This is a genomic window from Streptococcus sp. LMAG:39, assembly GCF_008680485.1.
GTDB lineage: Bacteria > Bacillota > Bacilli > Lactobacillales > Streptococcaceae > Streptococcus > Streptococcus pasteurianus.
This window is the reverse complement of sequence record NZ_NALE01000001.1, coordinates 894,041-917,601: the sequence shown is the minus strand read 5'-3', so window position 1 is coordinate 917,601 and position 23,561 is coordinate 894,041. Positions and strand designations below refer to the sequence as shown.

The following is a 23,561-nucleotide window of genomic DNA, read 5'->3' as shown; positions in this document are numbered from 1 at the left end:
CATCTAGGGTAACCCCTTGCTTGTGACGTTGGGGCATGTCCTATAATAAGGACAGAAAGGAGGTGAAAGGAATGTCTCGCTCTTATACAACTGGCGATTTGGCGAAGTTGGCAGGTGTTTCAGTTCGCACGGTCCAATATTATGATAAACGTGGTATTTTGTCGCCATCTGATTTGACAGAAGGTGGACGGCGGATTTATGTGGATAGTGATTTGGAACAGTTGCGCATGATTTGTTTTTTGAGAGAGTTAGATTTTTCTATTGAACAGATAAAGCGGTTGTTTGCTGAGGAAAATGCAAGGCAAGTTTTAGAGTTACTGCTTGTTGAGCATATCAAGAAAACAAAGCGTGAGCTTGCTGAGAAGAAAGCCAAACTTGACACTACTGTCAACTTGCTTGACAGGGTAAAAAATCAAACAGGTCAGTCGCTAGAATTTTTATCAGACATTTCTCTTACCATGAAAAATCAATTAGCTTGGCGTCGTTTGCAAAAACGGATGTGGATTAGTAATCTAGCAACGATTCTTATTTTTGTTCTTTGTGTTGCTTGGCTTGCAAGTCGTCCACAATCTGTTGTTTGGCAAGGTGTTGGTATCGGTATTGGTTTGGTGTATGTTGGCACATTATTAACATTGTCTTATCGTTTTTCACGTAAAATAGCTTATATCTGTCCCAATTGCCACCAACTTTTCCAACCAACGTATAGGGAATTCGTATTTGCTCGTCATACTCCTAAAACGCGAAAATTAACTTGCCCACATTGTCATGAAAAATCTTATTGTTTAGAAACAGCAAAAGAAGCTTAAAAAGCTCGAACCTTAAAAGGTTCGAGCTTTTTTGATTATGTCATTAAAATGGTAATTTTCCTGCAAATGCGCCTAGTGTTTTTTGTGTGGCATCATCGATTTGAGAAAGTGCATCGTTGATTGCTTGTGTTGTCATGTCTTGAAGTGTTTCAACATCATCTGGGTCAACAACAGCATCTTTAAAAGTGATGTTCACCAATTTTTTATCACCTGTAAACTCAACAACAACTAAATCTTGAGCTGATTTTCCAGTGAAAGTTGTACTAGCAAGTTCAGATTGTTTTTTCTCCATTTGTTTTTGGAGTTTTTGAGCCTGACGCATCATATTTTGCATATTCATCATAAGATTTTTAAGATTCCTTTCGTAGCAAGGGTTTAGACCCTCTTGTTAAATTTTCGTTGCCTTATGTTTCTTTTTGAGTATTTCTTAAAGCTTTATTTATTATAGCATTTTTTGAAGTAACTGCCTATTTTAACTGTGTGATAAGAGTGAGCGTTTGGTAATGATTTTACAAAAACTTTACAAAAGTATGGTAATAGATTTGATGTTGGCTTTCTATAATGGTCATTGTAAAGAATTTAAAGGAGAACATCATGAAAAAATGTAAATTGTTTTCGGTACTGGCCCTAGCTGGCTTAACAGCTCTACTGGGACTTTCAGCTTGTAGCAAATCAAACGGGGACTCTTCATCTGCATCTGGTAACATCAGCGTTGTTTCCCGTGAAGATGGGTCTGGGACACGCGGTGCTTTTGTTGAACTTTTCGGAGTTCAACAAGAGCAAAATGGTGAAAAAGTTGATTTGACAACGGACAAAGCCATTGTTACTAACTCGACCTCTGTTATGCTAACGACAGTAGCTGGAGATAAGTCAGCTATCGGCTATACTTCGCTAGGTTCTTTGGATGATACCGTCAAGGTTCTGAAAATTGATGGTACCGAGGCAAGTGTTGCCAATATTAAAGCCGGAAGCTACAAGATTTCTCGACCATTTAACATTGTGACTAAAGATAAGATAAGTGAGGCTGCTCAAGATTTCATCAACTTTATTTTAAGTTCTGATGGTCAAGCTGTCGTAGAAGAAAATGGTTACATTCCACTTGACGATACCAAAGCCTATAAATCTTCAGTTGATTCTGGCAAGGTTGTTGTTTCAGGATCAAGCTCTGTCACACCAGTTATGGAAAAATTAAAAGAAGCTTATAGCAAAGTCAACTCTAAGGTTGAAGTAGAGATTCAACAAAGCGACTCCTCAACAGGTATCACAAATGCAATCGAGGGAACAGCTGATATTGGAATGGCGTCACGTGATTTGAAAGATGAAGAAACATCTAAAGGAGTCAGCTCAACAGTTATTGCGATAGATGGTATTGCTGTTATTGTTAATAAAGATAACAAAGTTGATGGCTTAACAAGCGAACAAGTCAAGACTATTTTTACAGGTAAGACAACAAGTTGGGACGGTCTTTCAGACTAAGGGGTCATGAATGAATCATACAAAAGAAAAAATGATGCAAGCGGTATTTTTTCTTACCGCCTGCATTTCTGTTCTATCCGTGCTACTAATTTGCATCTTTTTGTTTTCGAGTGGGATTCCTGCTATTCATCAAATTGGTTTAGGTAACTTTCTTTTCGGAACTGTATGGAGACCGGCTAACAACCTTTTTGGTATTTTTCCAATGATTGTCGGTTCACTTTATGTGACAGCAGGGGCGCTTATTATTGGGGTACCTGTTGGAGTTTTGACAGCGGTTTTTATGTCTTCTTTTTGTCCAGAAGCCATCTATAGACCGCTCAAGGCGGCTATTAACCTCATGGCAGGGATACCATCGGTTGTTTATGGTTTCTTTGGTTTGGTTGTTTTAGTTCCCTTTGTTCGTGATAACATCGGTGGCTTTGGAATGGGAGTACTTACCGCTTCAATTTTGCTTGGTTTGATGATTTTACCAACTATTATCAGTGTCTCTGAGGCTGCTATTCGTGCTGTTCCTAGATCCTATTATGAAGGTGGTTTAGCTCTGGGGGCTTCCCATGAGCGTAGCATCTTTTTTGCAGTACTGCCAGCAGCTAAGCGGGGAATTTTGGCATCTGTCATTTTAGGGATTGGACGCGCAATCGGGGAAACTATGGCAGTTATCATGGTTGCAGGTAACCAAGCTGTCTTGCCAGATTCCTTGACATCAGGGGTCAGAACTATGACAACCAATATTGTTATGGAGATGGGGTACTCTAGTGGTCTTCACAGAGAGGCTCTTATAGGGACAGCTGTTGTTCTTTTTATATTTGTCCTAATCATTAACATCAGCTTTTCGTTGTTACATAAAGAGGAGTAGACATGGAAAATATCAATCACCGTAGCTTCAAGCAAGATTGGCAGTCACGCCGACGGGACCTGGTATCATTAATGTTGTATTTGTTAGTTTATGGTGCTGCCTTGATAACATTTGTCGGAATTGCTTTCACGGTCGGATATATTCTGGTCAAAGGCTTGCCCAACTTAAACATGAGTTTGTTTGCTTGGACTTACAATAGTGAGAATGTATCGTTGTTACCGGCCTTAATCAATACGATTTTTATGACCATTTTAGCATTAAGTGTTGCCGTACCTATTGGTATAGGGGCTTCTATTTACTTGGTAGAATATGCGCGTCGTGATAACCCTTTTGTTAGTGTTATTCGGATTGCAACTGAAACGCTCTCTGGGATTCCCTCCATTATCTATGGACTGTTTGGCGCTCTTTTCTTTGTTAAGTTCGCTCACATGGGACTTTCCTTGCTGTCAGGAGCTGTTACACTTAGTATCATGATTTTGCCACTGATTATGCGAACAACAGAAGAAGCTTTGCTTTCAGTACCAGACTCCTATCGTGAAGGGGCTTTTGCACTTGGGGCGGGTAAACTTAGGACAATTTTTAAAATTGTCCTTCCTAGCGCCATGCCAGGAATTTTTTCAGGAATTATTTTAGCGATTGGGCGAATTGTGGGAGAATCAGCCGCCTTGATTTTTACAGCAGGTACGGTTGCTGAAGTGGCGAAAAGTATTTTCAGTTCGTCACGGACTTTGGCTGTACATATGTATGCTATCTCAGGAGAGGGACTTTATGTCAATCAAACCTACGCTACAGCAGTGGTTCTCTTAGTATTAGTTATTATCATTAATCTAGTGTCAGGTTTGATTGCTAGACGATTAGGAAGTAAAACAAGCGATGAATAAAATAGAAATTAAAAATTTGGATCTCTACTACGGAGACTTCAAAGCTTTAAAAAACATTAATCTGGAAATTGCCAGCAATGAAATTACAGCTTTCATTGGTCCATCAGGATGTGGAAAATCGACCTTGCTGAAAAGTCTTAACCGAATGAATGACTTGGTGAAAAATTGCCGTATTACCGGAGAGGTCACATTAGATAAAGAAAATGTTTACCGCGATTTAGATATCAATGTCCTTCGTAAAAAAGTAGGTATGGTTTTCCAAAAAACCAATCCATTTCCGATGAGCATCTATGACAACATTGCCTTCGGGCCTAGAACTCACGGTATTCACAATAAAGTTCAATTGGATGAAATTGTGGAGCGTTCCTTAAAACAAGCCGCTATATGGGATGAAGTCAAAGATCGCCTCAATAAATCTGCTCTTGGTATGTCTGGTGGTCAACAGCAACGGCTTTGCATTGCTAGAGCTTTGGCCATTGAACCTGAAGTTCTCCTCATGGATGAACCAACAAGTGCCTTAGATCCGATTTCAACAGCAAAAATTGAAGATTTGGTTATTGAACTCAAGAAAAAATATACTATCGTCATGGTGACCCACAACATGCAACAAGCTGTGCGGATTTCCGACAAGACAGCCTTCTTCTTATTGGGCGAAATTGTTGAGTACAATAAAACAAGCCAACTATTTTCAATGCCACAAGACGAACGCACAGAAAATTATATAACAGGGAGATTCGGATGATACGCTCAGCCTTTGAAAATCAACTGCATGCACTCAATACCAATTTAATTTTGATGGGGTCGTTATGTGAGGAAATTATTTCAAAATCATTAATGCCCATCAGTGAAAATAATCAGCATCTGGTTAATGATGTTGGCAAAACTTATCAAAAAATTGAGCAGATGGAAAGAGATATTGAATCACAATGTCTTAAGTTACTGCTTCGTCAACAGCCAGTTGCCAAGGATTTGCGACGTATTTCAGCTGCTTTGAAAATGGTTTATGATATGAAGCGTATTGGTGCTCAATCTGCTGAAATTGTTGATATTATTGGTGATGGTCATGTTCATGAAGGAGCTGATTTTCGTCATCTCAAGCAAATGGTCAAACACGTTGTCCATATGGTAACAGATAGTGTGGATGCCTTTGTCCATGATGATGAGACTTTAGCTTTAAAAGTTATCCAAAAAGATGTCACAGTGGATAAAGAATTTGATACAATAAAGGCAAGTTTAATTGCCCATATTGCTGAACTTGGAAACGATGGTGAATATACTATTGATGTTTTGATGATTGCCAAATATTTGGAAAGAATTGGTGACCATACCGTCAATGTCGCTAAGTGGGTAATTTTTTCAATCACTGGTGAACTGAATGGAGAAGAAACATGATTTACTGCGTTGAAGATGATGATGATATTCGAGAACTGATGCTTTATACTTTACGAACAGCAGGGTTTGAGGCTCAGGGGTTTCCTGACTCCGTTCTATTTTGGAAAGCCATGGAAGAAGAGCAACCTAAGCTTATACTGTTAGATATCATGTTGCCTGTAGATGATGGATTGACCATTTTAAAATCCCTACGATCAAATGGCATGACAAAAGATATTCCAGTAATCATGACAACTGCTAAAGGAACAGAATTTGATAAAGTCAAAGGATTAGATTTGGGTGCCGATGATTATTTGGTTAAGCCGTTTGGTATGATGGAAATGATTTCTCGCATCAAAGCAGTTCTCAGACGTACATCAAATCAGGAACAGGAAACTCATTTGACAATAAAAAACCTCTCTCTGGATGCAAAGAATTACACGGTTAGAAATAATGGACAAAAAATCGAATTAACTTTGAAAGAATTTGATCTGCTATCTTTATTGATGTTAAATCCTGGCCGTGTTTTTACGCGGCAAGAACTTTTGGATAAAGTTTGGGGAGAACACTTTATCGGAGAAACACGGACAGTTGATGTTCATATTGGAACCCTTCGCATGAAGCTTGGAGATGCTAGTCATCTGATTAAGACAGTTCGTGGTGTTGGTTATCGTTTGGAGGTAACAGATGATTAAGAAAATCTTTCGTTCAACTTTTTTTGCCACGCTAGGCGTTCTTCTTGTAACTCTATTTATGGTTGTTGGCTTGCTTTATGGCTACTTTACTCAAGTACAAAAGGAACAGTTGCAGACAGAGACAGCCTTAGCTGCTCAAGGGGTTTCTCTGGAAGGCCAAGATTATTTTAATGAGCTCAAGATGTCAAATGTCAGAATCACTTGGGTTGATAATCAAGGAAAAGTTCTCTATGATAATGAGTCTGATGCACAGATCATGGACAATCATGCTAATAGAGAAGAAATCAAAGAAGCTTTGAAAGATGGTTATGGTGAGAGTGTTCGATACTCTAAAACCTTAACCACTCAGTCACTTTATTCTGCTCAGCGCTTGGATAATGGAACCGTTATTCGCTTATCTGTTACTAGACACAGTATTTTAGTGCTTTTGTTTCGGATGTTCCAGCCTTTGTTCCTTATTCTTGTATTGGCCTTCTTACTCTCTCTGTGGCTTTCACACTCTATTGCTAAGAGTATTGTGTTACCATTGAATCGACTGGATCTTGACCATCCGCTTGAAAATGATGCCTATGAAGAAATTTCACCCCTTCTAAGACGGATTGCCAGACATCAAAAGGAAGTTACTGAGCGAGAAGTTTTGATAGAACAACGTCAATCAGAATTTGATACCATTATTTCTAAAATTAAAGAAGGCATGATTTTGTTAGACAATAACTGTCGTATCATCAGTATCAACCAAGCAGCACAGGATATTTTGCAGACTGATCAAACTTGTTTGGGTAAAGATATGTTGCAAATTCTCCGTAACCTGTCACTAAATAATTGGCTAGAAAAAGGTCTTCAGGGTCGCAAACAAGAAGGGATTTTGCAATTAGATGATGCGCATTACAAAGTTATGGTACGTCCTATTCACTCTGAGGATAAGGTGACTGGTTTAGCAATTCTTTTCTTTGATGTTACAGAGCAACTTCAGGCAGAGCAGCTGCGCCGCGAATTTACGGCAAACGTTTCTCATGAACTGAAAACACCGTTACATTTGATTTCTGGATATTCTGAAATGCTGGCTAGTGATGTTGTTGCGCAAAAAGATGTTCCACAATTCGCTGAGAAAATCCACAGTGAGTCTCAACGTATGATCCAGTTGGTAGAAGATATTATTAAACTGTCACATCTTGATGAGTCAGAAGAGTTAGCTATGGAACCCGTCAATCTCTATCAGATATCAGAGGAAGTTTTAGATAGTTTATCTGCTAAGGCAAATGAACGTCATATCAACTTGCATTTATTAGGGGAACCAGCTTATATTACTGGTAACCATGCCCTTATTCATTCTTTGATTTATAATCTTTGTGATAATGCTATTATCTATAACCGTGATAAGGGGGATGTGACTGTCAATGTCACCTCGAATGAGGACGATGTTGTTCTGACAGTACAGGATACTGGAGTTGGTATCGCCAAAGATGAGCAGGAACGCATTTTTGAGCGTTTCTATCGAGTTGATAAGAGTCGCTCGAAGAAGTTGGGTGGCACTGGTTTGGGGCTCTCCATTGTTAAGCACGCAGTCAATCAACATCATGCTGATATTAAGGTGGAAAGTCAGCTAGGATTAGGAACTAAAATGACTGTGACCTTTTATAAGTAACCCTCTTTGAAAATTAAACTCAGACGTTTGTGACTTGATTTGAGGTGTGAAAATCTTCAACGGAAGTTTTTAGCTTATTATTCCAAATTATAAAATAACGGAGTTCTATCTGAATCTACGTCACCTAGTCTAATTTTGATTTTCGTTGAGTATAAAAACACAAAAACCTCCTCTTGTTCATAAGACATAGAGGAGGTTTTTGTATGAGATGATATTCTTTGATTTTTCAAAGTAAGCAGGGTTCTTATTAAAATTTGTAAACTTATGTGATAGATTAGAAAGGATTTTTTCTTCTGAGAATGATAGGAGGATGCTTATGTGTCAAAGACCCACGTTATTCTCTATAGGAATCTCCAAATTTGATTTGTCTAAATCAACTGTCAAAATGTAATTGCTATTGTCACGGATAGTGTGCTCAAAGTCTGTTGTGTAGAGAAGTACGCGGAGAGTGTCGCCTTTTTCCAATTTGTAGATGCTTGGTTGAAGGGTGAAATCAATGGTCATCCATTCATTGGCAGGGATATCTTCAATTGTTAACAAATCTGTACGATTTTGAAGATTTAGAACACCTTTTGTGATGACACGTTCTCTGGTTTTGGTAAATGGCAATTCTTTGAGAGCTTCACGTGAGAAATTGCGTCCATTATCAATAGCGTATAAATCAAGTACATAAGGAACATCTTTAAAACGTTTCTTTTCGCCATAGTCTAAGACTTGGGCAGACAGAATTCCTTTATTTTCACTAGATTTGACGGTTAGGTGTAGAGTGATTTGCCCATTGATATGGTAATCGTGTTCAATCGGTAAATCGAGGCAAATGGCATTTGCTTTTCCAGTAAATAACTCACTCTTGAAAGTTCTGAAATTCTTGCTATAACGTTCAAATTCAGCTTTGGCGTAATGATTGTCAATGATTTTTTGGTCTGTACCAAGGGCTAAAGTTGATTGATTGTTACTGCCAAATTCAGCTAAGCTTGTCCAAGCTTGTTCTTGGCTATTATCTTGCCAGATAAGTGTTGGCAAAACGAAATGATTATCTTGTCCAAGCATTTTTTTAGAAAGTAAAGTGTTCATGCTTTCACGGAAATCAATGGATTGCCAGTTGTGCATGTAAACATGCTCACCGTGGTGAAGAAAAGCGTGTTTTTCGACAGTATCTGGAAGGGCATTGAAAATATTGAAGATGTGACGTGGCTTGACATTCCAGTCTTGGAGCCCGTGAGTGAATACGCAGGTTGCTTTAACCTTGTCAGCGTGTGGCAGATAATTACGGTCATGCCAAAATTGATTGTAATCACCAGAAGCACGGTCGAGCTGTGCAGATTGCTCGTCAAGGAGTTCTTGATAATGTGTATTATTGCGTAAATAATCGCCAGCCAGCAAATTACGTGAGTAAGTCAATTCGGTCAGCACATCAAGGTCCTCACCAGGATAGCCACCAGGGCTGCAAACCAACCCATTTTCACGATAATAATCATACCAAGATGAAATAGCTGATTCAGCGATGATAACTTTCAGCCCCTCAACACCTGTCGTTGCTAGAGCGGTTGACATGGTTCCAAGATAAGATTTTCCAGTGGTACAAACCAGTCCACTCGCCCAATCAGCAACAACTTTTTGGTCACGACGGTGGCTAGAAAAGGCGATTGCTTTGCCATTTAACCAATCAATGACTGCTTTAAAACTTTCCACTTGCGCATAATCTCCGCTGGTCATAAAACCGTCAGAGCCTGCAGTTCCAACCCCAGAAACGTAGATACTTGCGAAACCACGTGCAAGGAAATAATCATTGAGCGTGTAGGGGTCAATAAAATTGAAACGTTCTTCACTTTCTCCGATAGGAAGGTCAACATCAGGAGCAGCTAACGGTTCAAAGTCACGTGTTTCAACGTTGATTGTTCGTGCTGGTTTTACAGCTAAATCACCTTCCATTTTGTAAAGTTTTTTATCGTTAGCAACGACATTTGTTCCTTGGTGATAAGGACTAGCTGTCATCATGGTTGGCAATTGGTGGCTTGTTTTAGGGCGAATAATATTGACCTTAATCAAATCGAGTTGTCCGTCTTGGTCAGTATCAAGCGGTGATTGCACATAAACAACTTCACGAATCAAATCAGTTGTATCAAACGTTGCTAGTGATTTGCCATTGAAAAAATGATAATCATTATCTACTGGAATAAGCCCCTTACTAATTAAATCATCAAGCAAGGTCATACCTGATTTTTGGCGACTAGCTAGCAAATGATAAAGCGCCTCAAGGATGTGTCCTTTTTGATAATTAATCGGAAAGGCAATTTTTTCTAAAAAGTCAGTTGTATTTGTAAAGTCAACATGCGGAATAAATCCGAGAAGTTGTAGTGAAATAGTGTAAAAAATATCCGCTGTTAATGGACGTTCAGAATTAAAAAATGTTAATAAATCTGTCTCAAAATCAGCGATTAAATGACGAAGTGGGTAGTCCGTATCTTTGTAATTAAAGAAAATCTTACGGCAGAAATTTTCCAGAGCTTTTTTATCAGCTTGTTGGTGGGTAATATCAAATCCTAAGGCTTGCAACTCTTGCTCTGCAATAGCGATAGGTCTTGGAATGAAAGAGAATTGATTATATTTCATGAAACTTTCCCTTCTAAAAAGTAAACGTTTTAATTTTACGGATAACCTTTACATTATTTATTATACTTGATAGAATGTTAAATGTCTAAACTATATTTTCTCGGAGGAAACAAAAAAACATGGATGTTACATGGACTGTGAAATATATCACAGAATTTATCGGGACAGCTTTACTCATCATTCTTGGTAATGGTGCAGTTGCTAATGTGGAACTTAAGGGGACAAAAGGGAATAACTCTGGGTGGGTTATCATCGCACTTGGGTATGGTTTTGGTGTTATGATTCCTGCACTCATGTTTGGTAACGTTTCAGGTAACCACATTAATCCAGCCTTCACACTTGCACTTGCAGTTTCAGGTTTGTTTGACTGGTCACACGTTCCACAGTACATCACTGCTCAATTACTTGGTGCAATGTTTGGTCAATTGCTTGTCGTTATGACACACAAGCCATACTACCTTAAAACTGAAAATCCAAATGCTATCCTTGGTTCATTCTCAACTATTTCAGCTGTTGACGACGGCACAAAAGAAAGTCACAAAGCCGCTTGGATTAACGGTTTCTTGAATGAGTTCTTAGGTTCATTCGTACTTTTCTTCGGTGCTATGGCACTTACTAAAAACTACTTCGGTGCAGAATTAGTTGCAAAATTGACTAACTACGGTTATGATGCTACTACAGCAGCAAGCCAAGTTGCACCTTACACAACAGGTTCACTTGCTGTTGCTCACTTAGGACTTGGTTTCCTTGTAATGACACTTGTTGCATCACTTGGTGGTCCTACTGGTCCTGGTCTTAACCCTGCACGTGATCTTGGTCCACGTATCGTTCATGCTTTGCTTCCTAAATCAGTTCTTGGTGAACACAAAGGCGATTCTAAATGGTGGTATTCATGGGTACCAGTTATCGCTCCAATTCTTGCAGGTATTGCAGCAGTAGCCTTATTCAAACTCTTGTACCTATAATAATGAGACATATAGGAAACCTTCGGGTTTCCTTTTTTATTTTTGATTGACACTAATAAAATATCTCATCACTATTCTTATGTTTTTGAGGTAATCCTCAACAATTTTCCCCTGAATCTATTGAACTTCAAATCACTGTATCTTGTTAATTATCACTGTATAAATAAAGCAGTTGGGTACTTTTTATACAAAAATTTCTAAAAAACGCATAATTTCTTGTCAAACTAAATAATTTTTTCTAAAATAGAAAAGACCTAGTCCTTATTTTGTAGGAACTGTATTGAAAATTTAATAAATGAAACATTGTGAGGAGACAGTTATGACTTTATTTGACGAAGTTACGTTTAGGCATCCCGTTTTGCGAATCAATAATCGTGATCACAACATTGAGTTTTATAAAAAATTAGGTTTTAAACTAGTTAACGAAGAAAATGCGATTGCTGAGTTTTCAACCAAACAAAAAAAAGCTAGTTTTGTTATTGAGGAATCACCATCGCCCTATACACATGCTGTTGAGGGAACAAAAAAACTTAATAAGATTGTTGTTAAAATTCCGAATGCCGATGAAGTGACAGCTATCTTAGGAAATAGTGTTGCTGTTGAGCGTCTCTTTAAAGGTAAAAATGGATATGCCTTTGAAACGTTATCACCAGAAGGTGACCTTTTTCTTTTACATTCTGAAGATGATATTCAACAATTAACTGAAATCGATAGTGTCAATTTCCCTAAAAATGATGAGTTAAAAGAAGTTTCTGATTTTAGCTTCGAAAGTATGACACTTAACGTGGCTGATGAAGCAGCTGCGCGTGCCTTTTACGATGATGTTTTTGAAGGACAATTTCCGCTTGATATCCAATTTGTGCAAGCACAAGGTGCAGATTTAGCTGTTGACCCACTTGAAACTTGGGATGTGGAAATTTTAGAATGTCAAGTTCCTGACAATTATGATTTGAAAGCCTTGGCTAGCTTTTTAGAAGATAAAGGGCAAACTGTTTATTTGGATAAAAAAGCGAGTGTCTTAGTACTTTCTGACCCTAGTAATATTGAAATTTGGTTTATCAAATGATAGATTTGCTAGAAATTATTAATAATCAAATCAATCGTAATATTTATCATGGAGCTAGTTTAGCTCTTTTTAAAGATGGTCAATGGTCAGAACATTATATTGGTACGATTGACGGTGTCACTCCTATAAAATCTGGTTTGATTTACGATTTGGCATCCGTTTCCAAGGTAGTTGGCGTTGGAACAGTTATCACTTCTCTTTTATATCAAGGAAGATTAGAGTTGGATGCGCCTTTGGTGCGGTATTATCCTGATTTTCACGAGTCATCTGTAACCTTACGACAACTTTTAACACATAGTAGTGGGATAAATCCTTTTATCCCTAATCGTGATAATCTGAATGCAGCTGAGTTGAAAGAAGCCATTAATCACATTGCTGTGGAGGGAAGGAAAGTTTTTCTTTACACAGACATCAATTTTCTTTTGCTTGGCTTTATGCTGGAAGAGATTTATGGCAAGTCACTTGATGTGATTTTTAAAGATGAAGTCTTTCAGCCTTTTGGCATGACAAATACTGGTTTTGGTCCAGTAAAAAAGGCGGTGCCTACGGTTGCTGGCATCGGTGATGGAGTTGTTCATGATCCAAAAGCCAAAGTTCTTGGCATTCATTCTGGTTCAGCAGGGTTATTTTCAAACCTGCAGGATTTAGAAAAGTTTTGTCAGCATTATCTAACAGATGATTTTACGAGTGATATTTGGCAAAATTTCAGTCAAGCGAATAAAGAACGTTCGCTTGCATGGAATAAAGAGGGCGATTGGCTTGACCATACTGGTTACACAGGCACTTATGTGACAATCAATCGTAAGGAGCAAAAGGCTGCTATTTTTCTGACTAATCGTACATATGCTTATGATGATAGACCTCTGTGGATTGAGGAACGTCAGAGAATTTCACAATGGATTCAGCAGAATTATTAAAAACAGAAATTTCTTTGAAAACGCTTTGTTTTTATCAACCTTTTAAGTCCGAAAGTGTTATAATGAGGGTGATAAAGGAAAAGGAGGAACAAGATTATGGCAAATGTGCTGACTGTTGTTTTTGATATTGAAAGTGAAGCTTACCAAGCTTTTTCAGAACTAAAATCATTTAAGCAGGATAATGATACGCAAATTGCACAGATCGCATTGGTGAAAAATGAAGATGGTAAAATCACTATCAAAGATTCTATCGACTTTGACGATGCTAGCCGTGATTATGCGACTGTTGGCGGTATTATCGGCGGTCTGTTGGGAATTTTGAGCGGTCCTATCGGTGTTATTATTGGTTACGGTATAGGCAGTCTTGCTGGTGCAGCAAGTGGAAGCATGACTGATGCAAGTGACAATAGCTTGATTGAAGAAGTGACGACAAAATTGCTTGATGGTGAGGTTGCTGTTATTGCTTTGGTTCATGAAGAAGATGAAAGTATTTTAAACCATGTCTTTGCTCCTTATAAAACGAATATTATGCGTTGGGATGCCCTTGCTCTCGCACGTGAAGTTGAACTTGCAGGACAAGTCCAAGATGAATTGTACGATAAAGTCCAAGAAGATTTGAACGAACGTCGTCTAAATCATCTCAAAGAACAAGGAAATGATATCGCAGATGCTATAAAAGCAACTTTCCGACGACTAAGGGGAAAAGAATAACTTTAAAAGGTTTGGGAAATAAATTCAAGGAAAGTTTGATGCCAAAAAGGGTTGTAAAAGCTGGTCTATCAGCGTATTAGAACCTATTCAGCGGTGATTGCTTAAATAGTTGAAAATATTGTTTGAGGTTTAAAAGTCTAGCTTGTAAAGCAAGCGTTAAAAAGTGCCTAATCAATTGCGCATGGAAACTCTAAGTTGACAATTTCTGTTTTTAGATTTCTTGACAGCGACCTTCAACAATTGATTTCCAGATTCTTGAATTCCAAACCACTGCATTTTGCTTATTACAGCTATATAAATAGCGAGGCTGAACACTTTTGTTTCTGCCTCGCTTTTGTGTTATGTCAAATTGCAAATCAGCCCAAGGTAATGAATCTAAGCCAGTAAGCCGTTAAAGAGTTTTATAATGATTTTTCCATACTGATGTGCATGATACCAGCTTCTTCAAATTCTTCGCCGGAGCAAGTAAAGCCAAGCTTGTCGTAGAAACCTTTTGCTGTTAATTGCGCGTGTAATACCATGCGTTTAAAGCCTTGTTTTTGACAGAATTGAATCACATCCTCTAAGAGAAGTTTTCCAAGATTTTGTCCTTGATAGCTTGGGAGTATCGCCATACGTTGTAGTGTCGCTTCACTATGGTCTTTATTTGGCAAAATACGGCAGGTAGCGGCTGCTTGACCTTGCTCATCATAAAGGACAAAATGAAGGCAATAAGCCTCGTTCTCATCGATTTCAAGTGACATTGGCACGCCTTGCCCCTTAACAAAGACTACTTGTCGGATTCTGACAGCATCTAAATAAGTATCTGATAATGTATTTCGTGTCTGTTTGATTTTCATAGCTATATTTTAAAAACAAAAAAAGACCTTGTCAACTAACAAAGTCTTTTCTTCTACTCTTATTTTCCAGCAATGGCTTCAGCAGCATCGTCCATTGAAAGGACTTCGTGGAAGACACGTTGTGTCAATTCAGTTTTTTGTTCTTTTGTAAGATATTTAGTGTTGACACAGTAACCAGAGATACGAACGATAACATCTTCACCACTCATAATCTTGTCATAGACATCTTTAAGGTCCATAACGTTCAAGTTAACGTGTTGTCCACCGTTTTCGAAGTAACCATCAAGGATAGTTACCAAGTTATCAACTTGTTCATCGAATGTCTTACCAAGGGCACGTGGAGAAACTTGAGTTGTAAGTGAGATACCATCTGCAGCGTATGAGAAATCAAGGCTTGCAAGTGAGTTAAGGTTTTGCAACCAACCACCACGAGCTTTGTTAGATGGATTAGCACCTGGAGAGAAGAATTCAAGTTTAGACAGGTTCACAGTGCCATCTTCGTTAAGGTAAACACCTTTGTGGACTGGAGAGTTACCAGTTTGTTTTGAATAAGCAACGTTTGAAGTGATTGTAAGAAGTGATACAGTAGCTTCTGCATCCTTGTAGAGTTTGTGGCTACGAAGACGAGTAGTGTATGCTTCTACCAACCATTCTGCCAATTCGTTTGAACGAGGGTCATCTTCACCCCAACGTGGGTAATCACCAGTTGTTTCGTAATCGTAGATGTAACCATTTTCATCACGGATTGGTTTAACAGTAGCGTATTTGATTGCTGACAAGGTATCAACAGTATTTGCAAAACCACAGATACCGAATCCCATGTTAGCACGTTGTTTTGTTGGTAAAAATGCCATTTGGACAGCTTCGTAGTTGTACTTATCAGTCATGTAGTGAATGATGTTAAGGGCATCTACGTAAGTTGAAGTCAACCAATCAAGTGATTTTTCAAAGTTAGCTTTGACAGTTTCAAAGTCAAGAACTTCGTCACGGACAGGGTCAATATCAAAGACTTTGTAGTCTTTGTGAACATCGTCGTAACCACCGTTCAAACCAGTAAGAAGAGCTTTAAGAACGTTTACACGAGCACCAAAGTATTGGATGTTGTGACGTTGTTCTTCATTTTCTGGGTCAAGTGGTGATACACAACATGAGATACATGACATTTCACCATAACCGTCTTTCGCCATTGTTGTCACACCTTCGTATTGGATTGAAGAGTGTTTGTGTGACATTTTCATACAGTAGCGACGGAATGAATCTGGCAATTTGTCAGTCCAGAGAACTGTCAAGTTTGGTTCTGGAGCATTACCAATATTATCAAGTGTGTTCAAGAAACGGTAGTCCATTTTAGTAACACGGTGACGTCCGTCAGCACCCATACCAGCCATAGAAGTTGTGATGAATGTTGGGTCACCTGAGTAAAGTTCGTCGTAAGCTTTTGTACGTGCGAATTTTACAGTACGAAGTTTCAAGACAAAATCATCAACGAATTCTTGGATTTCTGATTCTGTAAATGTACCACGAGCAAGGTCACGTTCTGCAAAGATATCAAGAACAATTGGCACACGTCCAAGAGAAGTTGCAGCACCGTTGATAACACGACAAACAGCCATAAATGCGATATTTACCCATTGGATAGCTTCTTTAACGTTCATCGCTGGTTTGCGGACATCAACACCGTAAAGGTCACCAAGTTTGACAACTTCACCAAGTGCTTGGTATTGCAAGTTAACTTCTTCACGAAGACGAATTGATTCTTCATCAATTTCAGTAATTGCATTCCAGTCGTTGGCTTTTTCTTTCATCAAGTAGTCAGCACCGTAAAGAGCAAGACGAGCATAAACACCGATGATACGCCCACGAGAGTAAGCATCTGGAAGTCCAGTTACAGTGTGTGCGTGACGTGCACGACGGATATTTGATGTATAAGCACGGAAGATACCGTCATTTACTGTAGTTACGTGTTTTGTAAAAATTTCGTGAACAGCTGGGTCAGGTTCATAGCCATGTTCCTTGAGAGCTGTTTCTGCCATACGAATTCCGCCTTTTGGCATGAAATTCAGTTTGAATAACTCATCATTTTGAATACCGTAGATTAGTTCGTCGTCTTTTGAAATATAGCCGGCAGGAATATCTGCGATTGATGTTGGACGAGTATCCATTGGGAAACGTGTTTCTTCGTAGTGAGCTTTAGTTTCTTCAATGATTTTTTTCACTTTAAGTGAACGTTCTGTAGCAGGAGCTAAGAAGCTTTCATCACCATCATAAGGTGTGTAGTTAGCTTGTACGAAACGAGAAACGCTGGCTTTTTCTTTCCAGTCAGTACCTTTAAAGCCTTCCCAGGCTTTTTCAAAAACATCTGTATTAGTTTTAACAGTCGCCATAATGAGATTTCTCCTTAAATTCTAGTAACAGACCATCTGTTACATTTACAAGTATAGTTTATCACAAAGGAAGCGTTTTCCAAAGCAGAAAACTCGCAAAAAACAATAATCTTTTCTAGTACAGTTCCATAAAAAACACTTAACTGTACTAGAAATTTGTAAGTTTGGTTGAAAACCATGAAAATTGTTATAATAGATTCAGAAACAATCAGAAAGGACAGGTTTATGTTGATTTTTCCTTTAATTAATGACACTTCTCGAAAAATTATTCATATTGATATGGATGCCTTTTTTGCGTCGGTAGAAGAGCGGGATAATCCAGACTTGAAAGGTAAGCCTGTCATTATCGGTTCTGACCCACGAAAGACAGGTGGACGTGGTGTTGTTTCAACTTGCAATTATAAAGCCAGAAAATTTGGTGTTCATTCAGCCATGTCCTCAAAAGAAGCTTATGAGCGTTGTCCGCAAGCCGTTTTTATATCAGGTAATTATCAAAAATATCGAAAAGTCGGTATGCAGATTCGTGAGATTTTCAAGCGTTATACGGATTTGGTTGAGCCCATGTCCATTGATGAAGCTTATTTAGATGTCACTGAAAATAAACTCGGCATCAAATCAGCTCTTAAAATTGCCAAAATGATTCAATATGATATTTGGCAAGAAGTCCATTTAACCTGCTCGGCAGGTGTCTCTTATAACAAATTTTTAGCTAAACTCGCTTCGGATTTTGAAAAACCGAAAGGATTAACTTTAATTTTACCAGAAGATGCCCAAGATTTTCTAGAAAAACTTCCTATTGAAAAATTTTACGGTGTCGGAAAACGGTCTGTTGAAAAATTGCATCAACTGGGTGTTTTTACGGGAGCAGATTTGTTGGAAATTCCTGAAATGACCTTGATCGATCTTTTTGGTCGCTTTGGCTATGATTTGTACCGTAAGGCGCGTGGCATTTCAAATTCGCCAGTCAAGTCTAACCGCATTCGCAAATCAATTGGAAGTGAGCGAACTTATGGTAAATTATTATATGAAGAAGATGATATCAAATCGGAAATTTCAAAGAATGCCCAGCGCGTGGTTGACACGCTTCAACGTAATCATAAAGTTGGTCGGACAATTGTCTTAAAAGTGCGTTATTCGGATTTTTCAACCTTAACCAAACGAATAACCCTTGATGATGTCACCAATGATTTTGAAGTGATTGACCAAGTTGCTAAAACGATTTACGATAGCTTAGACGAGTCAAAATTGGGTGTTCGCTTGTTGGGGGTGACCGTCACAGGTTTAGAGGATAATATCCAACCCTTGAATTTATTTGACAATTAAAATACCGCCTTAGTAAGTTGCTGAGACGGTATTGATTTTTATAGACTATAATACTTATTCAGCTTCAGTGACAGCCTCGTCATTTTCCTCTTCGTCTTTATCTAATAATTGCCCTGCTTTTGCATAGACATAGCCATAAAGAACTAGGAAAATAACTGGGAGAAGGAAGGTTGTAACTGATAATGTGCTACCTAAAACAACTGCAAGAATAATGCCCGTTACATTATAGACAACTGTGTAAACCAAACCAAGGCGGTAAGGTGTCAAGCTTGGAGCATCTTCTTTGATTTTAGGTAAATTTTTGAACGCTAAGAAGGCAATGGCAATATTTGCAATCAAAGCAACAATCATGATAATAACGTTCCAGACATTTGTAGCTGCCACGATTGTTTGGTAAGTATCGGCATCATAAGTACTTTTAATGGTGTCAAGATTATTAAGTAACGTGAAGTAGCTGATAATAGTAAAGATTTTTGCAAGGACTGCAAGAACATTTACCCATGCAATAAAGAGCGTCCAAGAACACAATGATTGACGAATTTTTTCATAAGAAATCATATCAAACCTCCTAAAACAATGATTATACTAATGTGATAGTACAAATATTATAACACAAAATTTCTCTCTGTAAATAGCTTTTTATCAATACTTAGTGTTTTGATAAAGCTTGTCGTTTCAAGTGATTGGACTGTTTTAAACATCAAAATATTTTAAGTGTAGAAGCTTTGAAACACTTGTATTACACTCTGAGTTATAAATAACCCCATGATTGTGAGCATCATGGGGTGGCTGTTATTTCTTAAAAAATTGTTCAATGTCGGCTTGGGTAATGCCAATCATTGGGTTGATAAATGCCAAGTTTTCTTCTGTCAAGCGATAGATTTTTGGTTCTTGCTCTGTTTGTGTTTGCTCATTTTCGGCAATATCTAGTGTCAGTTGAATGTTTTCTTCTTTAGAAATATTTGTTTTGGGAGAAGTTGGAGAGGTGATTTTCTCAGCTTCATTATCTGTTTTAGGTGATGTTTGTTGAGAAATTTCAGTTTGTAAATCAATACTTTCTTCTTCTTGAGCGGAGCTTGTAAAGCGTTGAACAAGATAGGTGTTGCGCTTAGCGCCTTCGTTTTTTATGGCGTAATCAAAGGCGGCAATTTCCCCTAACATCACTAATTTACTCTTAGAGCGGGTGATAGCTGTGTAAATGAGGTTACGTTGTAAGAGTCGGTGACTTTGGCGAGTGATCGGCAAAATGACAACCTGAAATTCGCTCCCTTGTGATTTGTGGATTGACATGGCGTAAGCAAGGGTGATTTTATGCCATTCATTACGAGGGTAGGTAACTTCAGTGCCGTCAAAAGACATGTAAAGCTCGTCTTGTTTGGATTCGGTATATTTAGCAGGAATAAGGTCTGTAATATAGCCGATATCACCATTGAAAACATTGAGTTCAGCATCGTTGATGAGGTGGAGAACTTTGTCACCCTTACGGAAATTCATCTCACCCAAGGCAAACGAGAGTTGATCTTTAAGCGGGTTAAGTAAATCCTGAATAATGGTATTAAGTCGATTAATCCCAGCTGCGCCACGGTACATTGGGGCAAGAATTTGTATTTCTTGTGGGTCGATTCCACTCTTAACAGCTGCGCTGACAATTTTAGGAATCATTTCTGGGATATATTGTGCACTTGCTTCAAAATAAGAACGGTCAGCTTTCTTTTGTGTGAAGTCAGCTGGTAATTTTCCAAGTCTCATCTGATTAGCAAGTGTAACAATGGTTGAATCTTCTGATTGTCTAAAGATTTTAGTCAATGCTAGTTGAGGAAGAGCTTCAATTTTTAATAAATCAGCTAATACTTGCCCAGGACCGACAGACGGCAATTGGTCACTATCTCCAACGATGATGACTTGAGTATTGGACGAAATGGAACTAAAGAGTTGATTGGCAAGCCAAGTATCAACCATCGAAAATTCATCAATGATAATCAAGTCACAGTCGAGATAATCATCAATAGCTTGGTAGTCGTTATCACCATTTAACCCCAAATGGCGGTGAATAGTCGCACTTGGCAAGCCTGTTAATTCATTCATACGGCGGGCAGCACGTCCTGTTGGCGCTGCTAAGATGATAGGAATCTCTTTTTTCTCAAGGTCAATTTGATGAAGGTCTGCGTAGGCAGCAATCAAACCGTTGATAACAGTCGTTTTTCCCGTCCCAGGACCACCAGTCAAAATAAACACCTTGCTCTTGAGCGCTTCTTTGATAGCATTTTTTTGTACATCGTCGTAAGAAATGCCGAAAGCTTCCTCAACGTCAGCGATTTCTTCTTGCAAGTCATCATCTGAAAACTTTTGGTCGAGTGGTGTATCAAGAATACGTGTCAAGTGTTTTTTGATACCTGATTCAGCATAGAAAAGAGTATTGTCAAAAATTTTGGTACCGACATTTTGCACCTTATCTTCAGCAATAAGTGTTGATAATTCTTTGGCAACGGCTGCGGGGTCTAACTCAACTTGTCTAGCTTCTTCAAGGGTAGTAATGGCATTTTCAAGCAAATCACGCGCTTCGACGTAAGTATCTCCTCGCTCAATAGAAGTTTCAAAAAGACTGTGTACGAGAGCGGCACGAAAACGTTGAGGAGCGTCCGCTTCGATTCCTAATTGTTCAGCGAGTTGGTCAGCGATTTTAAAACCAATCCCTTGAATGTCTTCGACTAATTGATAAGGATTTTCTTGGATAATATCAAGACTGTCTTCCTTGTATTGATTAAAAATGTCAAAGGCAACACGATTAGTCAAGCCATACTCTGCCAACTTGGCTAAAATGAGCTCTGTACCATAATTAAGCTTGAGTTTGGTTAAAAAGTTGTCTTTATTTTCCTTAGAAAGCCCAGAAATACTGTCTAATTTACTAGAGTCTTCTAGGATTTTATCAATGGTATTGTCACCGTAAAGCTGCACAATTTTTTCAGCAGTTTTTTTACCAATTCCTTTGAAATGGTCGCTTGAAAAATATTTAATTAGACCAGAAGAAGTTGGTTTGCTGCGCTCGTAACGTGTGACTCTGAGCTGTTCGCCATATTTTGGGTGTTGCGTTAATTCACCCCAAAACGTATAATTTTCTCCCTCGATAATATCAGCAATTGTTCCAGTAACAATGACTTCAAAATCATCAAAGTCTGAATCAGTATCCTCAATTTCGAGTAATACAATTTTAAAGAAATTACTGGCATTTTCAAAAATAATACGGTCAATTGTGCCAGAAAAGAAGTATTCCATAACGTGTCCTTACTTGATTACTATAATGATTTTATTATATCATTGCTAATCAGATAAACAAACTTTTAATCTATTTAGGTAGTGAGAGTTAAGAAAAGTCTGGACCAAAGAGTCCAGACTTATTTTATTAATTAATAACGCCGATTTTTGAGAGTGGCCATAAGCGGAATTTGACTTCACCGACGATATCTGATTTAGAGAAAGTTCCCACTTCACGACTATCTTTTGAAACGATACGGTCGTCTCCAAGAAGGTAATATTGTCCTTTTGGAACTTTGACTGTAAACTCGGTATTGCCATCCCTATCAGTTGTGAAAGCATCTGAGTCTTCAGCTAACTCTTGGAATAAGGTATTGTACGAATAAGTATCTTGCAGTTGGTCGTCCTCAAAGGCTTTTTTGTATTCATCTAAGTAGTCCTCGTCAACTTTCTTGCCATTAACGTAGAGGACATCATTTTTATAAGTAATGGTATCGCCTGGCATCCCAATCACGCGTTTAACAATTTCTTTTGTCTTACCGTTTTCGGTTTCTTTAGCAACAACGATATCAAAACGGTCAATAGATGTGGTTGATAGGACAATAAGACGCTCACCGTCAGCTAACGTTGGATCCATTGAATGACCGTCAACTTTTACAGGTTGCCAAATAAAGGCACGACTAAGTATAAGAATAAGAAAGAAAAGGATTAGTGGTCCCCATTCTTTAATAAAGTGTTTCATAAATCTTCCTCTACTTTTATTTTTTTAATAATGCTTGCGCTTTTTGGGTATTTGCAAAATGAAGCTTGGCAGTATGTTCTAAGCCAGACATGCCATAGGCTGTTAAAATTTGACTCGCAACTTTATCTGACTGGCTACCAGCACCGCTTGGGAGTTTGTACTGAACTTCTTGGCTAAGTTTATCGAGATTTTCTAAGAAAAGGTTGCGAGCGATGATTGAGCTGACGGCAACTGCCAAATATTTTCCTTCAGCTTTTTCTTCGAGTGTCAGCGGATTAGCAAATTGGTTGGCTTCATTTTTAAGGTATTTTTGATAATTTTGCCGACTGGTAAAAGCATCGATAACAATTTTTTCGGGCTTGACACCGTCTTGGAGAAGCAGATAAATAGCTTGATTGTGAAGAGCTACTTTGACAGAGACAGCGTTGTGCATTTTTCCTTTACCGACGACTTGGTTGTATTTTTGTGGGGACAATAGCAGAGCTTTATGCTTGATATTGTTTTCTAAGATTGGGGCGATTTGACGGATTTTGCTGTCTGTTAAGTTCTTGGAATCATCTACTCCAAGCTTTTTAAGCAAGGCATGGTCATCAGGGGTCACAAAACTAGCAACAACAGCCAGTCCACCAAAATAAGACCCATTACCAACCTCATCTGAGCCGATAAGGGGTATATTCTGACCACTAACGGTGTCACTTGTTGACTGGCTAGCTGATTGATAGCCAAATTGTTCAGCGATAGTTTCCGCATTTGCACCCTGAAAGACGACTTTGCCAGATGTGTAAACAAGAACCGTAACCCCTTTTACTTTTGCCGCAAAAGTGACATAGGGATTGTTATTGTTGACTTGCTGGCTAGTTAGTGCCTTTATCAGATTTTGCAAATCATCTTTACCCATTTTCATAACAATGGTATTCATGATTTTATTTTATCATAAAAACGCTCTAAGAGGGCAAAACAGTTGGCAGAAAGTGAGATTTTTCCGTGCTTACATTTTACGAAATGCTTATTTTAAGGTA

The 23,561-nt window shown here is 38.4% G+C and carries 20 protein-coding genes and 1 pseudogene; 13 read left to right on the top strand and 8 right to left on the bottom strand.

Annotated elements, in window-relative coordinates; all coding sequences use genetic code 11:
- The first annotated feature begins 71 nt into the window (after positions 1 to 71).
- The gene (locus tag CCC20_RS04450; RefSeq protein ID WP_285394662.1) at positions 72 to 806 is read left to right on the top strand and encodes a MerR family transcriptional regulator; all 735 of its coding nucleotides are present in this window, start codon (positions 72 to 74) and stop codon (positions 804 to 806) included.
- A gap of 43 nt (positions 807 to 849) precedes the next feature.
- On the opposite strand, the gene CCC20_RS04445 is transcribed toward CCC20_RS04450, so the two are convergent.
- Positions 850 to 1,149 carry a YbaB/EbfC family nucleoid-associated protein gene (locus CCC20_RS04445; protein ID WP_003066489.1) on the bottom strand — a complete coding sequence of 100 codons (300 nt, stop codon included), beginning with the start codon at positions 1,147 to 1,149 and terminating at the stop codon, positions 850 to 852.
- 251 nt (positions 1,150 to 1,400) lie between these two features.
- On the opposite strand from CCC20_RS04445, the gene CCC20_RS04440 reads away from it, so the two are divergent.
- From CCC20_RS04440 to CCC20_RS04410, 7 genes are read left to right on the top strand one after another with little or no spacing between them, the layout of a single operon-like run.
- Complete coding sequence (locus CCC20_RS04440) at positions 1,401 to 2,282, top strand: substrate-binding domain-containing protein (protein ID WP_285394664.1); 882 nt, start codon at positions 1,401 to 1,403, stop codon at positions 2,280 to 2,282.
- 10 nt (positions 2,283 to 2,292) lie between these two features.
- Entirely contained in the window at positions 2,293 to 3,138 is an 846-nt protein-coding gene (gene pstC / locus CCC20_RS04435; RefSeq protein ID WP_003066486.1) for a phosphate ABC transporter permease subunit PstC, read from the top strand.
- A gap of 2 nt (positions 3,139 to 3,140) precedes the next feature.
- On the top strand, positions 3,141 to 4,019 hold the full coding sequence (gene pstA, locus CCC20_RS04430; protein WP_003066485.1) for a phosphate ABC transporter permease PstA: 879 nt from the start codon (positions 3,141 to 3,143) through the stop codon (positions 4,017 to 4,019).
- Positions 4,012 to 4,761, top strand: coding sequence for a phosphate ABC transporter ATP-binding protein PstB (pstB, locus tag CCC20_RS04425; RefSeq protein ID WP_287179320.1), 750 nt, complete (start codon positions 4,012 to 4,014; stop codon positions 4,759 to 4,761). Before pstA ends, pstB begins: the two co-directional genes overlap by 8 nt.
- Positions 4,758 to 5,411 carry a phosphate signaling complex protein PhoU gene (phoU, locus tag CCC20_RS04420; RefSeq protein WP_013852255.1) on the top strand — a complete coding sequence of 218 codons (654 nt, stop codon included), beginning with the start codon at positions 4,758 to 4,760 and terminating at the stop codon, positions 5,409 to 5,411. Before pstB ends, phoU begins: the two co-directional genes overlap by 4 nt.
- Complete coding sequence (locus CCC20_RS04415; RefSeq protein ID WP_003066479.1) at positions 5,408 to 6,085, top strand: winged helix-turn-helix domain-containing protein; 678 nt, start codon at positions 5,408 to 5,410, stop codon at positions 6,083 to 6,085. The genes phoU and CCC20_RS04415 overlap by 4 nt, the downstream gene beginning before the upstream one ends.
- Positions 6,078 to 7,730, top strand: a complete 1,653-nt coding sequence (locus tag CCC20_RS04410; protein ID WP_013852254.1) for a sensor histidine kinase — start codon at positions 6,078 to 6,080, stop codon at positions 7,728 to 7,730. Before CCC20_RS04415 ends, CCC20_RS04410 begins: the two co-directional genes overlap by 8 nt.
- Before the next feature lie 321 nt (positions 7,731 to 8,051).
- Here CCC20_RS04410 and CCC20_RS04405 read toward each other — a convergent pair whose 3' ends face one another.
- Positions 8,052 to 10,343 (bottom strand): Xaa-Pro dipeptidyl-peptidase, encoded by a 2,292-nt coding sequence (locus CCC20_RS04405; RefSeq protein WP_287179318.1) that lies wholly within the window; start codon positions 10,341 to 10,343, stop codon positions 8,052 to 8,054.
- Between the two features lie 119 nt (positions 10,344 to 10,462).
- Between CCC20_RS04405 and gla the strand changes: the two genes are divergently transcribed.
- The 4 genes from gla (at position 10,463) to CCC20_RS04385 (ending at position 14,002) form a co-directional block, all read left to right on the top strand.
- Positions 10,463 to 11,308, top strand: coding sequence for an aquaglyceroporin Gla (gene gla, locus CCC20_RS04400; protein WP_013852252.1), 846 nt, complete (start codon positions 10,463 to 10,465; stop codon positions 11,306 to 11,308).
- Positions 11,309 to 11,627: 319 nt separating this feature from the next.
- Positions 11,628 to 12,374, top strand: coding sequence for a CppA family protein (locus CCC20_RS04395; RefSeq protein ID WP_013852251.1), 747 nt, complete (start codon positions 11,628 to 11,630; stop codon positions 12,372 to 12,374).
- Positions 12,371 to 13,291, top strand: coding sequence for a serine hydrolase domain-containing protein (locus tag CCC20_RS04390; protein ID WP_270619840.1), 921 nt, complete (start codon positions 12,371 to 12,373; stop codon positions 13,289 to 13,291). The genes CCC20_RS04395 and CCC20_RS04390 overlap by 4 nt, the downstream gene beginning before the upstream one ends.
- 96 nt (positions 13,292 to 13,387) lie before the next feature.
- Positions 13,388 to 14,002 (top strand): DUF1269 domain-containing protein, encoded by a 615-nt coding sequence (locus tag CCC20_RS04385; protein ID WP_058692495.1) that lies wholly within the window; start codon positions 13,388 to 13,390, stop codon positions 14,000 to 14,002.
- 401 nt (positions 14,003 to 14,403) lie between these two features.
- Here the strand turns inward: CCC20_RS04385 and CCC20_RS04380 are convergent, their stop codons facing one another.
- Positions 14,404 to 14,841, bottom strand: a complete 438-nt coding sequence (locus CCC20_RS04380; RefSeq protein ID WP_058692494.1) for a GNAT family N-acetyltransferase — start codon at positions 14,839 to 14,841, stop codon at positions 14,404 to 14,406.
- 59 nt (positions 14,842 to 14,900) lie between these two features.
- On the bottom strand, positions 14,901 to 17,225 hold the full coding sequence (gene pflB, locus CCC20_RS04375; RefSeq protein ID WP_048791117.1) for a formate C-acetyltransferase: 2,325 nt from the start codon (positions 17,223 to 17,225) through the stop codon (positions 14,901 to 14,903).
- Between the two features lie 225 nt (positions 17,226 to 17,450).
- Here pflB and dinB point away from each other — a divergent pair, with 225 nt between their 5' ends.
- Positions 17,451 to 18,548, top strand: a complete 1,098-nt coding sequence (gene dinB, locus CCC20_RS04370) for a DNA polymerase IV (protein WP_287179316.1) — start codon at positions 17,451 to 17,453, stop codon at positions 18,546 to 18,548.
- Positions 18,549 to 18,602: 54 nt separating this feature from the next.
- Here the strand turns inward: dinB and CCC20_RS04365 are convergent, their stop codons facing one another.
- The 4 genes and pseudogenes from CCC20_RS04365 to rnhC form a co-directional block, all read right to left on the bottom strand.
- Positions 18,603 to 19,106 (bottom strand): hypothetical protein, encoded by a 504-nt coding sequence (locus CCC20_RS04365; protein ID WP_287179314.1) that lies wholly within the window; start codon positions 19,104 to 19,106, stop codon positions 18,603 to 18,605.
- 522 nt (positions 19,107 to 19,628) lie between these two features.
- Positions 19,629 to 21,821: pseudogene (gene recD2, locus CCC20_RS04360) on the bottom strand (SF1B family DNA helicase RecD2); the annotation flags it as partial.
- A gap of 127 nt (positions 21,822 to 21,948) precedes the next feature.
- On the bottom strand, positions 21,949 to 22,542 hold the full coding sequence (lepB, locus tag CCC20_RS04355) for a signal peptidase I (RefSeq protein WP_003066451.1): 594 nt from the start codon (positions 22,540 to 22,542) through the stop codon (positions 21,949 to 21,951).
- Between the two features lie 16 nt (positions 22,543 to 22,558).
- A complete protein-coding gene (rnhC, locus tag CCC20_RS04350) occupies positions 22,559 to 23,461 on the bottom strand; it encodes a ribonuclease HIII (RefSeq protein WP_013852248.1) in 903 nt (300 codons plus the stop codon).
- Positions 23,462 to 23,561: the final 100 nt, after the last annotated feature.

Bases quoted from the DNA above. Each gene is read 5' to 3' on its own strand.
- gla (WP_013852252.1), top strand. From the start codon at position 10,463: ATGGATGTTACATGGACTGTGAAATATATCACAGAATTTATCGGGACA.
- CCC20_RS04445 (WP_003066489.1), bottom strand. From the start codon at position 1,149: ATGATGAATATGCAAAATATGATGCGTCAGGCTCAAAAACTCCAAAAA.
- pstA (WP_003066485.1), top strand. From the start codon at position 3,141: ATGGAAAATATCAATCACCGTAGCTTCAAGCAAGATTGGCAGTCACGC.
- CCC20_RS04395 (WP_013852251.1), top strand. From the start codon at position 11,628: ATGACTTTATTTGACGAAGTTACGTTTAGGCATCCCGTTTTGCGAATC.
- phoU (WP_013852255.1), top strand. From the start codon at position 4,758: ATGATACGCTCAGCCTTTGAAAATCAACTGCATGCACTCAATACCAAT.
- CCC20_RS04385 (WP_058692495.1), top strand. From the start codon at position 13,388: ATGGCAAATGTGCTGACTGTTGTTTTTGATATTGAAAGTGAAGCTTAC.
- dinB (WP_287179316.1), top strand. From the start codon at position 17,451: ATGTTGATTTTTCCTTTAATTAATGACACTTCTCGAAAAATTATTCAT.
- rnhC (WP_013852248.1), bottom strand. From the start codon at position 23,461: ATGAATACCATTGTTATGAAAATGGGTAAAGATGATTTGCAAAATCTG.
- CCC20_RS04415 (WP_003066479.1), top strand. From the start codon at position 5,408: ATGATTTACTGCGTTGAAGATGATGATGATATTCGAGAACTGATGCTT.
- pstB (WP_287179320.1), top strand. From the start codon at position 4,012: ATGAATAAAATAGAAATTAAAAATTTGGATCTCTACTACGGAGACTTC.
- pflB (WP_048791117.1), bottom strand. From the start codon at position 17,225: ATGGCGACTGTTAAAACTAATACAGATGTTTTTGAAAAAGCCTGGGAA.
- CCC20_RS04440 (WP_285394664.1), top strand. From the start codon at position 1,401: ATGAAAAAATGTAAATTGTTTTCGGTACTGGCCCTAGCTGGCTTAACA.
- pstC (WP_003066486.1), top strand. From the start codon at position 2,293: ATGAATCATACAAAAGAAAAAATGATGCAAGCGGTATTTTTTCTTACC.
- CCC20_RS04405 (WP_287179318.1), bottom strand. From the start codon at position 10,343: ATGAAATATAATCAATTCTCTTTCATTCCAAGACCTATCGCTATTGCA.
- CCC20_RS04365 (WP_287179314.1), bottom strand. From the start codon at position 19,106: ATGATTTCTTATGAAAAAATTCGTCAATCATTGTGTTCTTGGACGCTC.
- CCC20_RS04390 (WP_270619840.1), top strand. From the start codon at position 12,371: ATGATAGATTTGCTAGAAATTATTAATAATCAAATCAATCGTAATATT.
- CCC20_RS04450 (WP_285394662.1), top strand. From the start codon at position 72: ATGTCTCGCTCTTATACAACTGGCGATTTGGCGAAGTTGGCAGGTGTT.
- lepB (WP_003066451.1), bottom strand. From the start codon at position 22,542: ATGAAACACTTTATTAAAGAATGGGGACCACTAATCCTTTTCTTTCTT.
- CCC20_RS04410 (WP_013852254.1), top strand. From the start codon at position 6,078: ATGATTAAGAAAATCTTTCGTTCAACTTTTTTTGCCACGCTAGGCGTT.
- CCC20_RS04380 (WP_058692494.1), bottom strand. From the start codon at position 14,841: ATGAAAATCAAACAGACACGAAATACATTATCAGATACTTATTTAGAT.